We start from the raw sequence: 12,761 nt of genomic DNA, 5'->3' as shown, positions 1-12,761 counted from the left end.
CTTGGCCCCGCCCCCTCGAACCACACCGCGCACTGCACCTGGCGTCACATCCAGCACTGCATCTCGGGCCGCATCTCGCCTCGAACCACCTCGCGGCCTCCCGCCATCCGCACAGACATTGATCAATGCCCCGATTCACCCCCTCTGCACCCATCAACGCCACCCCACCCCTCAGATCGCACCCAGCCTCGAACCGCATCCCGCAGCAGCACTGGCGCCACCTCCAGCGCCGCACCCCGGCCACACCTCACCTCGAACCGCACCTCACGGCCACCCCTCTCACACATGCGCTGATCAATGCCCCAACTTGCCCCAATTGTGCCATCGACGCTGCGCGATCCACCCACAAAAATGATCTCTGGAGTGTGGGTAGATCGCGCAACGTCTATCCGCATGCGCGCGGCCGGGGCCGTTTCGCGGTTGTCCACAAGCGGGCAGTTATCCACAGATCGGCGCAGGTCGCGAAGCGCGAAAAGCGCGGGCGGGGCAGCATTCAGGCATGCACCGGTCACTCCAGCAGTTCGCCGACTCCAACGACGGTGTCGTGCTCCGACGCGCCGCCGTCCGCGTCGTCGATCGGGTTGTTGTCGACCGTGCCGCCGGCTGCGGCCAGATCGTCAGGGTCTGCCCGAAGACGTTCGTCGACTCGGCTCTGGCAGACGACAGGCGGGCACTGCTGCGGGCCGTCGCCCGGTATGGCGGCGAGAGCGGCGCGCTGTCACACACCAGTGCGCTGGAGGTGTGGCGGCTTCCCGCGCCGGCCACCGGCCCGATCCATCTCACCATCGGGCCGGGGCACTTCCTGCGCAGAGCGGCGGGCGTCCGTGTCCATCGCCGGATGGCCCCGCTGGACGACGTCGTCGTCCGCGACGGGTTGCGGGTCGTCCGCGTCGAGCGGGCGGTGGTCGACAGCTGGCCGTTGCTGGAGCGGGACCTGGGGCGGGCGGCGGCGATCGTCGCGGTCAACCGCCGCATGACGACACCCGATCGGCTCATGGCGGCCCTGGATCGCGCGCCACGGATCGGTGGGCGGCGCGGGCTGGCACGGCTCGTCGAGCTGCTGCAGGCGGGGTGCAGGAGCCAGCTCGAGCTGTGGGGGTATCAGCGGGTGTTCGCCGGCGCGGGATTCGAGGGCCTGCGATGGCAGGCACCGGTCAGGGTGGGCGGGCACACGGTGTATCTGGACGCCTTCGACCCGCGCACCGGTGTCGACTTCGAGCTCGACGGCACGGAGTTCCACGCCGGTCTCGCCGATCGGGAGCGGGATCTGCGCCGCGACACGGCGTTGCAGGCCGAGGGGCTGACCGTCGTGCGGTTCACCCACGCCCGCCTGCGCCGCGATCCAGACGGTGTTCGGCGCGAGGCGCTGGCGGTCATGAATGCGCGCGCGGACGGATGGTCGCGGCGGTGGTCGTATGCAGAATAACCTCCGCGACCATGGTGGGGTTGTCGCTCATGGGGACGTGGCCGCAGCCGTCGAGGGCGACGTGGTGGGCGTCCGGGAGGCGTTCGCGGGCGACGCCTGCCTGGACCGGCAGGAAGATGCGGTCGCGGGAGCCCCAGGCGACGGTGACCGGGACGTCGGGGCGGGCGGTGTAAGCGTAGGCGCGGCCGTGGCGGGCGACGGCGCCGAAGTCCTTGCCACCGCGCAGAGCCAGGGTGTCGGCGAGGGCGCGTTCGGCGGTGAGGACGCTCGGGTCGCGCACCAGCCAGCCGAAGGAGAATGCCTTGCCGAAGCCGGTGCGGTAGAAGACCTTCAGCAGCGGCGTGGGGGTGAAGGCGCCGACGCGGTGGCCGCGCAGGATGCTCAGCGCGCGGCGCACCTGGGCGGGGGTGCAGAAGCCGGCGGGCGACAGGGCGGTCGCCGAGCGGGCGTGACCGGCGGCGGCGAGCTCCAGGGCGATGGCACCGCCGAGGCTGTTTCCGGCGACGTGCGGCCGGTCCAGGCCCGTCTCGGCGAAGTACTCGGCCAGGGCCGCGACGGCGCTCGGCATGCCCTGGTTGTCGGCCGGGGCGGGCGAGCGGCCGAAGCCGGGCAGGTCGATCGCGATCACGTCGTGGTGCTCGGCGAGCAGGTCGATGACCGGCTCCCAGGCGCGCCAATGGTGGCCGATGCCGTGGATGAGCACAAGCGGCTCACCAGTTCCCTTGCGGACACTGTGCAGGGTCATGCCCACTCCTCCGCTGCGCTCCAGTGCGGTCATGCGGTCACCTCGTATGCCGTGACGTCGAAGCGCTTCATCCGCTGCCGGAAGCGCCAGGTGGACCCCGGCCACAGGGTGGAGTTGCGGCCGGTCGTGTCGATGTACCAGCTGCTGCACCCACCGGTCGCCCAGACCGTCTTCGCCATACGGCGGTCGACGGCGGCGGTGAAGGCACGCTGCGCCTCCGCGCGCGGCTCGATGCTGCGCGCACGGTCCAGGGTCTTCAGGGCGCCCAGGACGTATTCGATCTGGGCCTCGATCATCAGCACGACCGAGTTGTGGCCGAGGCCGGTGTTAGGGCCGAGCAGGAGGAAGAGGTTGGGGAAGCCGGCGACGGTGGTGCCGCGGTAGGCCTGCGGGCTGCCCTGCCACACCTCGGCCAGGCTGCGGCCGTCGCGGCCACGGACACGTTCGGAGATGGGGAGGTCGGTGACGTGGAAGCCGGTACCGAAGATGATGGTGTCGACCTCGTGCTCGACGCCGTCGCGGGTGACGATCCCTTGTGGACGGACCTCCGCGATCGGCTCGGTCACCACGTCGACGTTGTCCCGGGTCAGCGACGGGTAGTAGGTGTTGGACTTGAGGACCCGCTTGCAGCCCATCGCGTAGTTCGGGGTCAGCTTGGCGCGCAGCGCCGGGTCGGTGACGGCGGAGCGCAGGTTGCGCAGCGCGATCCGTTGCGCGAGCCGCATCACGGGTGGGCGGAGGAAGCCGATGACCGTGGACTCGATCGCCCAGTAGACGATCGTGCGCATCAGGCGTTGAGAGCCGGGGATCCGCTTGTACAGGGTGTGCTCCCAGCGACGCAGTGGGCGTTCGTTGCGCGGCATGACCCACGCGGCGGTGCGCTGGAAGAGGGTCAGGCGGGCGACGGAGGGCTGGATCGCCGGCACGAACTGGATCGCCGAGGCCCCGGTGCCGATGACGGCGACCCTGCGGCCGGTCAGGTCGAGGTCGTGGTTCCAGCGGGAGGAGTGGAAGGTCTCGCCGCGGAAGGTCTCCAGGCCGGCGAGCTTCGGGACGACCGGCTCGTTGAGCGGGCCGCCGGCGCTGATCAGCACGTCGGCGGTCCACTCGCCGCGGGACGTCTCGATCCGCCAGTGCCCGGCGGCGGCGTCCCAGCACGCGAGCCGCACGTCGGTGTCGAAGCGGATGCTGGGCCGCAGCCCGAAGCGGTCCGCGCAGCCTCGCAGGTACTGCCAGATCTCGGGCTGCGGGGAGTACGTGTTGCTCCAGGCCGGGTTCAGCGCGAAGGAGAACGAGTAGACGTGCGAGGGCACGTCGCACGCGCAGCCCGGGTAGGAGTTGTCGCGCCAGGTGCCGCCGAGGTCCGCCGCCCGTTCGAAGACGACGAAGTCGTCGTGGCCGCGCTGCTTGAGCCGGATCGCGGCGCCCAGGCCGCCGAAGCCCGCACCGACGATCGCGATCCTGACGTGCATGCAGCCTCCCTGGTACCGACTGGTACCAGGGAGGTTACCACCGGGTATCTTCGCGGGGAAGCTATCCGGTCACAGGCCGAGCAGGCGGTCCAGGAAGTCGCGGTACTGGCGCACCGCGGCCCGCAGCCGCTCCGTGTCCTCGCCGCCCTCCTGCTGCCAGGCGCTCAGCTGCGCCCGCTGCGACTCGAGGGCTCCGGTGACGGCCGCGACCGCCTCGGTGACGAGCTGGTCGGCCTCGCCGGCGACGGACCGCGGGTCGTCGATGAAGCGCAGCTGCAGCTCGCGCCACCGTTCGCGCAGGCCGTCGGCGGCGCCTTCGGCCCAGATCGCCCCGACCGGCACCGTCTCGACCGCCCCGGGCCGCAGGTCCTGCCCGGCCCCGCCTTCCGCGCTGGTGGTGTCGCCGACCGCCGCTCCGGCCGGCACGGGGACCGCGACGACGTCGCCGGCGTCGAGCGCCTCGCCACCTTCGAGCGCTTCGCTGCTGGCGCCGTCCTCGCCGGCGGTGACGGGCTCGTCGGTCACGACTGGGTCGTCGGTCAGGACCGGCCCGGCGAGGGTGCCGTCCCGGCGGTCGTCCGCGGTGTCAGCATCGGTGTCGTCGGCGACATCGACATCCGCATCGTCATCGACACGGTTGCCCGTTGCCGCATAGTCGGACGCGTCGTCGGCGTGGGTGAAGGCGGACGCGTCGTCGGCCCCCGCGTAGGCGGGCGCGTCGTCGAAGCGTCCGTCGGTGTGGGCGTCGCGCGTGTCGGAGGCGTCGTCGTCGGTGTGGTCGTCCGTCAGGACGGCGGTGTCGGCGTAACGCGTGCCGGAAGCTTCGTCGTCGGTGCGGTCGTCCGCGAGGACTGCGGTGTGGTCGCCCGCGCGGGTGTCCGACTGGTCCTCCGGCAGGGAGCCGGCCCGGAGCTGGGTCGCGTGGTCCGCGGCCCACGCACGGTCCTCGGCGTCCTCCGCGGCGGCGGCTTCCTCCTCGCCGCGCTCGTCGGCGCGCGACTCGATGTCCGCGGGGACGAAGTCGGCGTCGCCCCGGGCCTCGTCCTCGTCACGGGCCGCGATCTCCTCGGCCGTCTCGTCACGGGTGGGGTTGCCGGTGTCCGTCGCCCCGCCGGCCCAGTCACCGCTCCGATCGTCTGTCCGGTCACCGGAGCCGTCGTCGGCCCGGTCGTCGGAGCGCTCGCCGGTCCAGTCGGCGGAGCCATCGTCGGAGTGGTCGACGGAGCCATCGTCGGCCCGGGTGTCGGAGCGTTCGTCGGCCAGGGTCTCGTCCAAGCGCGCGTCGTCGGCACGGTCCCCCGCCCAGTCGTCGGGACCACCTTCGGCCTGAGTGGCGTCCGAGCGGTCGTCGCCGGCACGGTTCCCAGTCCAGTCGTCGGAGCCGCCGTCGGACAGGGTGTCGTCCGAGCGGTCGCCGTCGGCGCGGTCCTCGGCGCGCTCTTCCTCCAGGGCCCGGTCGTGGTCGACGAGCTTGACGTCGTCGCGGTCGGCGAAGCCGTCGTGGTCGGCGTCGGTCAGGGCGGACCCCGAGGCGTAGGTTCCCGCCGGGTACGTCTCGCCTTCTCGCGCGTCGTCGGTGCGGGCGTCTTCGACGACGCCGGTCTCGTGGGCGGTGCCCACGGCGGTGTCGTCGGTGCTGTCGTCGTCGGAGGGGTGGCGGGGGCCGGGCACGTGCGTCTCGTCGAGGTTGCCGCGTTGATCCTGCATCGGGGGTTTCCTTTCCCGGCCTACGACCGGCGGCTGGTGTCGCGGGGAACGTCCTCGGGGTCGCGCTGCCCGGGCACGTCGGTGTCGCGGACGGCGGAAGCGTCAGCCGCATCGTCGGCACGGACAGCGCCGGCACGGACATGGTCGGCACGGACATGGTCGGCACGGACATGGTCGGCACGGGCGTCGTCAGCGTGGACCGCATTGGCGCGGCCACCGTCAGCGCGGCCACCGTCAGCGCGGACACCGTCAGCGCGGACACCGTCAGCGCGGACACCGTCAGCGCGGACACCGTCAGCACGGACACCGTCAGCACGGCCATCGTCGGCGCGGAGGCCGTCGGCACGGCCATCGGCGGCACGGACACCGTCGGCACGGACGTCATCGGCGCGGACCGCATGAGCAGCGCGGACGTCGTCGGAGGCGGCAGCGCCGGAGGTGGAGGTAGCAGCGTCGGAGGTAGCAGTACCGGAGGGGGCCGCGGATGACGAGATGGCGCCGGGGGTGGCGTCGACGCCGAGCAGGTCCGAGAACAGGGTGCGGTAGTGGACGACGGCCTGGCGCAGTTGCTCGGTGGTGGCCTCGCCGCGGTCGCTGAGGTCGCTGATCTCGTGCGCGTCACGGTAGTGGCCGAGGGTGCGCGCGTGCTCGACGGAAAGGTGGGCGACCTGCTCCTCGTACTCGCCGGTCGGGTAGCCGCGCTCGGCGACCAGCTCGGTGACGAGGGCGTCGGCGTCGCGGACGGCGCCGGCGGGGTCGTCGAGGAAGCGGGCCTGGATCTCGGTCCAAGCGGTGGTGTACCGGGTGCGCGCCTCCGGGGTGAGCTCGCGCAGCTCCAGCTCGGCGTGGCGGCGCTCCCGCTCGCGGAGCTCCCGTTCGGCGGCGGCGCGGCTGTCACCCTCGGCGACGGCCCGGTCGTACTCGGGGCCGAACCGGTGCTGCAGCGCCCGCCGCCGGGTGACGAACCAGATGCCGTAACCGATCGCCGCGATCACCAGGAGCACGACGATCGTGATGAGAACTTGGGTGGTTGTCATGGCGGTCCTCCTTCACAGGAGGTATGCCCGCCAGACAGTGCGTATCAAACGAAACCAGTAACTATGGACCGACGAGGTGCGTCAGGAAGTCGCGGTAACCGTGGACCGCCGCGCGCAGCTGCTCGGTGTCGTCCCGGCCGCTGGCGCGCCAGGTGCTGAGCTGGTCCTTGCGGGCGTTCAGCGACGCGGTCACCCCGGCGAGGGCGTCGTCGACGAGGCGCTCCGCCTCGCCCGCAGCGGTCTGCGGGTCGTCGACGAACCGCAGCTGCAGCTCCTGCCAGCGGGCCCGGACCTCGTACGCGTGACCCTCCGACGTCAGGGAGGACGTGGACGAGTAGTAGGAGCCGGGCGCCGGCACGGAGGACATCGGCGACGGCATCGCGGGGACGCCGGCCGCGGCGCCGTAGGCGGCCCCGTAGGCGGGCATCTGCGCGCCGTTGACGGGCATGCCGTTGCCGTTCGCGGAGGGCATGCCGGGCATGGCGCCGGGCATGGTGCCGGGCATGCCGGTGCCGGGCACCGCCGCGCCGGGCATCGCGGCGCCAGGCATCGCGGCTCCGGGCATCGCGGCGGCAGGCATGCCGGTGCCGGGCATCGCGGCTCCGGGTGTCGCGGCCACGGGCGGGCGGGGGGTGGGCGGGGCCGACGAGGCCGCCGTCTCCTCCTCTTCCTCCTCCTTGCCGCCGCGCAGCAGGATCCAGCCGCCGACCGCCAGGGCCAGCACGACCAGGCCGATCGTGATCGTCGTCGAGTTCATGTGGACCCCCTAGAGGCCGAGGATGCGGTCGAGGAACTCGCGGTAGTCGCGCAGCGAGGCGCGCAGGTTCTCGGTGTCGAGGCCGCGGGCGGCCCGCTGCTGGTGCAGCTGGCTGCGCCGGGCGTCCAGGGAGGTGGTCAGGGAGCTGACCGCCTCCTGGACGAGCCGTTCGGCCTCCGAGGCGACCAGGTGCGGGTCGTCGAGGAACTTGGCCTGCAGCTCCTGCCACTTGCCGCGGATACGGTGCCGGTCGCTGTCGTTCCAGAGGGTCGCCAGGGCCCCGGCGGGTGTGCCGCCGGTGTTCGCGCGGAACGGCACGCCGTTGGTCTGCCCACCGGCCGAGGCAGCGGAACCGCTGGTCTGCCCGGCGGCACCGCTGATCTGCCCGGCCGCACCGCTGGTCGGCCCGGACGGGGAGGAGGTCTGCCCGGTCGAGGTAGAGGGTGGCGCGGGCGCCGGCGGCTCGTCGTCAGGCTGAGGCGCCAGCTCCGGCACCGACTCGTCGGCTTCAGGTTGCATTGCGAGGTCCTACCCAGGCCCACGGAACAAAACCAGGAAAGCGTCAGACCAGGAACACATCCGGCGCCAGGTCTGATCGCGCGATGTCGGTGTTCAGGGCGATGATGTCACCCAGGGAGCGGCGGAAGTCCACCCCGTACACCCGCCTGATCATCTCCAGTCCGGGGTCGGTGCGGTAGAAGAAGCGGTCGCCGTCGCGCAGCGCCTGGAACTGGCGGCTCCAGATCGCCAGCTGCAGCTCGCCGAACTCGGTGCCGCGCACGTGCGGCTCGGCCACCATGCCGACGAACGCGTCGACGCGGTCGACGGAGCCGTACACCGCCTTGAGCCGGGCGGCGAGGGCGGTGCGTCGCACGCCGCGGGTGACGGAGGTCGACGCCTCCTCCGACGCGGGGTCGACCCGCTTGCCGGCGGCGTCGAACAGGGCGACGAAGTCCAGCGCCGAGGGGTCGTCGACCTCCTTGCCGGCGGTCAGCCGCGGGTCGCGCGGCCACTCCTCGGTCGCCTCGCCGGTGATCGCCCGGAACGTGCGGCGGGCCGGCAGCCCGTACGCGCGGCGCAGCTGGTTGTATCCGGGGATGCCGTGGTCGCGGCCGCGCTGCACGTCGATCGCGCCGAGGTCGACGACGCCGCGGAAGCACTGCGGGAGGGCCGGGCCGTCCAGGCACCGCGGGTTGCCGGCGACCGGGACCTGGAACAGGACGCTGCGCAGCTGGTTGTCGATCTGCTCGTCGTTGCGGTACTCGGCCTCGGCGCCGATGCCCCGCAGCAGCGGCCCGAGCTGCAGCGCCGGGACGAGATCGGGGTTGAAGTAGGCGACGTTGAGCGGGACGGCCAGCTCGACCTCGGCGCCGTCGGCCTCGACCTGTACGCCGCCGCGGCGCAGCTGGTCCAGCACGGCGGTGCTGTAGCGGTCCGCGGCCGACGAGACCTCCAGCTCGCCGTGGATCATGCTGTGGGCGCGGTACCCGACGGTGGCGAACTCGTTGGACAGCGACGCGTCCACGTCGGGCCGGTAGCCGCGGTACCTCGGCAGGGTGACGCCGAGCGCGGGCAGGAACTGCTCGTAGGTGATGAACTGCTGCTCCGCGATGACGACCCGGCGGGCGATCTGGAAGCGCTGCTCGGCGCTGAGCGTCGCGGGCAGCAGGTCGACGACCCGGTTGTGCTCGCGGGCGAAGAGCGTCTGGACGGCGGTGAGCCCGATGTTCTCGTTGGCCCGCTGGTCGCCGGCGACGACCGCCCGGCCGGGGCGGCCCAGCAGCATCCCGTCGACCGCCATCGCCGGCGCGGTGCCGGGGTCGCCGCGGCTGTCGCGGCGCGGCAGGTAGCCGTCCTGCAGCAGCAGGTGCGGGCCGTTGTTCGTCAGGTCGCCGTCGACCGGGCCCTCCCGCAGCCATTCGAGGCGTTCGCGGGTGCCGCCGTACACCGCCCAGGCGTCGACGTAGGAGCTGACCAGGTTCGTCTGCTGCCGCGGCCCGCCGCCGGGGGCGGGCCTGGGAGCGGGCCTGGAACGGGTGAACGGGATGCTACCGAGCGTGTTGGTGAACGACTCGAGCGGGTCGGCGGCGCTGAACGCGATGTCGGCCTTCTCCGCGGTGCCCTCCTCCCGCAGGCCGATGGTGTGGTCGACGAACTGGCCCCAGACGAAGCCCCACTGGCTCACCCGGCGGTCGGAGAAGATGTTCTGGTTCGTGTCGTTGAAGACGCGGTTGCTGACCCAGCGCACGTCAGGGCCCTGCACCATCGCGGACCGGCCGTCGGCGTAGCGCGCTGGCGCGACCCTGCTGTACGGCTGCCCGGCGCTGCCCCACCGGGGGTGTGCACGGTTGTTGCCGGATCCGTCGAGACTCTGCACCTCCAGGTCGACGCCCCCACCACGCCCCGGCGGCCGGTGCCGGCCGGAGAACCCGGGTGCGACGTCGGCGGCGAGCGCGACGGCCGTGCCCCCGGCCGCCACCACCGCCAGCGCCACGACTTGCACGGAGAACGGGACGAGCTTGCCGATGCGATGACCCATGACTCCTCCACAGGTGCGACCGCCTCGCCGATGGCAATGCTTCGCCGCCCGTGCAGGAGCGTCAATGAAGGGGTCTTCAAGTCTGTCTTAAGGCTTGCAGCGACCGACATGTCGGAAATATCCGGGCCACAAGCGCCATCGATGCGTGACCGCAACCACCCTTGAGGGGTTTCGCAAGCCGACCGCAAGTGGCCGCCAAGTGGCGCCCGGCAGAGTGCTCAACATGACGACGAACCGCAGCATCTGGGCCGGCCCGACCTTCACGACCACCGCCACGGTGTCAACCCCGCACTTGGACCATGGCAAAACTGCCGCTGGTGCGCCATGACGCGGGTAGCTTCGCCGCGACGCCCGCGGCCAACCCGGCGACCACGTCCGACTTCACCGTTCGCAGGGCCGCGACCGGCCCGGGAAAGTATGCGGTAAGACCCGAGAACGACGTCTCCGGCGCCCAGTCGCGATCGCCCACCAGGCGCCGGTAGTTCAGATCCCCCTTGAGGATGGTCAGCGTCGCCGCCCCGAAGCGGGCGGCGAGGCCGGCGGGCATCTCCGGAAACTCCAGCGGCGCACAGTAGAACGGGTCGGTGACGAGCTTCAGGCTCCCGGCCCGCAGCGCCTCCCACAGCCGCCCCCCGATCTCGCTGCCGTCGCCGAAGCGCCGCAGCTCCGCCAGGACGTCCGCGGTGAGCGCGTCGGAGACGAAGTACGGCGCGGGCTTGACGTGCAGCTCGACGCGGGCGGCCCGGCCGGTGCGCAGCAGGAAGTCGATGAGCACCAGGTCCGGCAGCAGCTCCCGGCCCGCGTTGTCGGCGACCACACAGACGGTGCCGCCGCCACTTGCAAGCCACTTCCAGAGCCGCTCGGTGTCGTCCGCCACGAGCTCGGCCTGCATGTCGGCGAGTCCGTGCGCGAGCTGGAACCCCAGATCGGCCCGGTTGCCCCACAGCGCCGCCGCCACCAGCGCCGCGGCCTGATCGTCCTCCGGCAGGGCCTGCAGCGCGTCGAGCGCCGCGAGCTCCGCCGGACCCGGCAGGTCGGCGGCCTTCTGCGGCCCGAACGGGTCGATCCCCTGCCACGGCCCGGGCTCGTGGTAGCCGGTCGCGTGCAGCAGCCGCCGGTAGAAGTAGTTCTCCGCCCACAGGAACGGCACCTCGAACATCGACCGCCCGAAGTACGGCTCGCCCCACCGGTCCCAGTCCTTGCAGTCGTGGGCGTCGCGCGGCAGCGGGGTCACCGTGGGGTCCTGCAAGAGCCTTGCAAGCGCGTCCCGGACCGGCGCGGCGAAGGGGAAGTCCGCGAGGACCCTGGCCACGATGGCCGGGTGGCGGTCCCGCAGGACGGCGGCGGCGAACGACGCGGGGTCGGCCCCGGTGATCTGAGGCGGCGTGACGGGCGGCGTGTCGGGCATGGTGCGAGTATCACCCGTAGACTCACGCCCATGGACGACATCGTGTTCTACGGCCTCATCGTGATCGGCGGGCTGCTGCTGGTCGCCATGCTGGTCACCGCGATCGTCCTCGCCACCCGCGTCTGGAAGACCGGGAAATACCTGCAGGCGATGGGCGCGGGCGGCAAGTTCGCGTTCTGGGGCGCGATCATCTACACCATCTCCCCGGTCGACCTGCTGCCCGACCCGATCTACCTCGACGACGTCGGCGTGCTGGGCGCGGCCCTGATCTACCTGACCCGCCTGGCGGCGAAGCACCGGGAGCGCCCGCAGCAGAAGGTCCGCTGACACCGGCAATCACCCCATACGACTCTTTGTGCGGCGCCGCGCCGCGAGTCCTCGATCCGACCGTTACCAATCCACACTGGTCGATACGCTGCCCTCCCCCTTCCCAGGATGGAGGCAACGTATGAGGTTCAGACGACTGACGGGTGCCGTCGCCGTCATGCTCGCCGCCGCGCTCACCGGCGCCCTCGGCGCCGCCAGGCCGGCCGCCGCGCTGCTGCCCGACGCGTTCGGGTTCGCGCTGTGGTCGGGCGGCGTGGTGTCGCAGCAGTGGCCGGCCGCGACCACCGTCAGCCCCAGCGGGGTCGGCCGGTGGCTGGTCAAGTTCCCCGGCATCGCCACCGCCGGCGGCGTCGTGCACGTGACCGCCGTGCACGACGGGTTCGCCACTCCCCCTGGTCGCTGGTGCCAGGCCGAGGCGTGGGGCCCCTCCGGCCCGGACGAGCTCGTCATGGTCAGCTGCTACCGCCCCGGCGGGATCCTCGACTCGCAGCCCGGCTTCTCCGTGCAGTTCGCCCGCAGCTCCGGCGTCTTCGCCGCCTCCCGCTTCGGCTACGTGGACGCGAACAGCGCCGGCGGGATCATCACCCAGTACAACTCGACCGGTGCCGCCAACACCGTCACCAACGCCGGCCCCGGCCTCTACTCGGTCGCGCTGACCGGCCTCGGCACCGCCGGCCCGCAGGCCGGCAACGTCCAGGCCACCGCCGTCAACCCGGCCGCCGGCGCCAGGTGCAAGGTCGCCAGCTGGCAGTCCTCCGCCAACGGCCAGTTCTTCCGCGTCTACTGCTTCAGCTCCGCCGGCGTGCCGACCAACACCCGCTTCACGCTCACATGGACCTACCAGCGCGCCCTGTACGGCGGCGCCTCCCCGCCCTACCGGTTCGGCTACCTCTGGAACACCCCGCCGCTTGGCCCGCCCCTGACGAACTTCAACTCCGCCGGCGGCGGTGGCACCCTGGCCGGCGGTCCCCCGATCTGGACCGTCACGTTCGCCTCGATCGCCGCCCCGCCCGGCAACGTCCAGGTCACCGCGTTCGGCACCACGCCGGACTTCTGCGGCCTGCACTCGCCGTGGACCCCCGGCGCCGGCGCGCTCGGCATCCGCGTCAGCTGCTTCAACAACGCCGGCGCCGCCGTCAACAGCGGCTTCACCGTCGAGTACTCGTCCCGCTTCTGAGGAGCGACCTGAGGAGCGATCTGAGGAGCGATCCGAGGAACGGCCGCTGAGGTACACTCTCCGCATGCGTATCAGGCGTTTCGTTGCCGCGGCCGCGCGAGCTCACCGCTCGCCGGACGCTGCTGCCTGATCTTTCCTCCAGTTCAGCCGGCGACCGGAAACGGTT

At 72.1% G+C, this 12,761-nt stretch carries 11 protein-coding genes; 3 read left to right on the top strand and 8 right to left on the bottom strand.

Annotated elements, in window-relative coordinates; translation table 11 throughout:
* The first annotated feature begins 499 nt into the window (after positions 1-499).
* Entirely contained in the window at positions 500-1,426 is a 927-nt protein-coding gene (locus ACQEVZ_RS37495) for a DUF559 domain-containing protein (RefSeq protein WP_433375424.1), read from the top strand.
* Here ACQEVZ_RS37495 and ACQEVZ_RS37490 read toward each other — a convergent pair.
* From ACQEVZ_RS37490 to ACQEVZ_RS37455, 8 genes are all read right to left on the bottom strand, one after another.
* Positions 1,374-2,204: an alpha/beta fold hydrolase gene (locus ACQEVZ_RS37490; protein WP_433375421.1), complete on the bottom strand. Its 831-nt coding sequence runs from the start codon at positions 2,202-2,204 to the stop codon at positions 1,374-1,376. The genes ACQEVZ_RS37495 and ACQEVZ_RS37490 overlap by 53 nt on opposite strands.
* The gene (locus tag ACQEVZ_RS37485; protein ID WP_433375419.1) at positions 2,201-3,643 is read right to left on the bottom strand and encodes a flavin-containing monooxygenase; all 1,443 of its coding nucleotides are present in this window, start codon (positions 3,641-3,643) and stop codon (positions 2,201-2,203) included. Before ACQEVZ_RS37485 ends, ACQEVZ_RS37490 begins: the two co-directional genes overlap by 4 nt.
* A gap of 69 nt (positions 3,644-3,712) precedes the next feature.
* Positions 3,713-5,350, bottom strand: coding sequence for a hypothetical protein (locus ACQEVZ_RS37480; protein ID WP_433375416.1), 1,638 nt, complete (start codon positions 5,348-5,350; stop codon positions 3,713-3,715).
* A 20-nt stretch (positions 5,351-5,370) separates the two neighbouring features.
* The gene (locus ACQEVZ_RS37475; RefSeq protein ID WP_433375413.1) at positions 5,371-6,387 is read right to left on the bottom strand and encodes a hypothetical protein; all 1,017 of its coding nucleotides are present in this window, start codon (positions 6,385-6,387) and stop codon (positions 5,371-5,373) included.
* Between the two features lie 61 nt (positions 6,388-6,448).
* The gene (locus ACQEVZ_RS37470) at positions 6,449-7,144 is read right to left on the bottom strand and encodes a hypothetical protein (RefSeq protein WP_433375410.1); all 696 of its coding nucleotides are present in this window, start codon (positions 7,142-7,144) and stop codon (positions 6,449-6,451) included.
* 9 nt (positions 7,145-7,153) lie between these two features.
* Positions 7,154-7,663: a hypothetical protein gene (locus ACQEVZ_RS37465; protein WP_344503433.1), complete on the bottom strand. Its 510-nt coding sequence runs from the start codon at positions 7,661-7,663 to the stop codon at positions 7,154-7,156.
* A 43-nt stretch (positions 7,664-7,706) separates the two neighbouring features.
* Complete coding sequence (locus ACQEVZ_RS37460; protein ID WP_433375407.1) at positions 7,707-9,683, bottom strand: peroxidase family protein; 1,977 nt, start codon at positions 9,681-9,683, stop codon at positions 7,707-7,709.
* 280 nt (positions 9,684-9,963) lie between these two features.
* The gene (locus tag ACQEVZ_RS37455; RefSeq protein ID WP_433375404.1) at positions 9,964-11,091 is read right to left on the bottom strand and encodes a damage-control phosphatase ARMT1 family protein; all 1,128 of its coding nucleotides are present in this window, start codon (positions 11,089-11,091) and stop codon (positions 9,964-9,966) included.
* A 30-nt stretch (positions 11,092-11,121) separates the two neighbouring features.
* Here ACQEVZ_RS37455 and ACQEVZ_RS37450 point away from each other — a divergent pair, with 30 nt between their 5' ends.
* Together ACQEVZ_RS37450 and ACQEVZ_RS37445 are read left to right on the top strand one after the other, a co-directional pair.
* Positions 11,122-11,418 (top strand): YkvA family protein, encoded by a 297-nt coding sequence (locus ACQEVZ_RS37450; RefSeq protein ID WP_344503430.1) that lies wholly within the window; start codon positions 11,122-11,124, stop codon positions 11,416-11,418.
* Between the two features lie 121 nt (positions 11,419-11,539).
* Positions 11,540-12,595, top strand: coding sequence for a hypothetical protein (locus ACQEVZ_RS37445; protein WP_433375402.1), 1,056 nt, complete (start codon positions 11,540-11,542; stop codon positions 12,593-12,595).
* The last annotated feature ends 166 nt before the right edge of the window (positions 12,596-12,761 follow it).

Origin of the sequence: Dactylosporangium sp. CA-152071, assembly GCF_050936335.1 — a bacterium.
In the GTDB taxonomy this organism is placed as follows: domain Bacteria; phylum Actinomycetota; class Actinomycetes; order Mycobacteriales; family Micromonosporaceae; genus Dactylosporangium; species Dactylosporangium maewongense.
The sequence above is the reverse complement of the archived record's forward strand: the minus strand, read 5'-3'. Positions and strand labels throughout refer to the sequence as shown.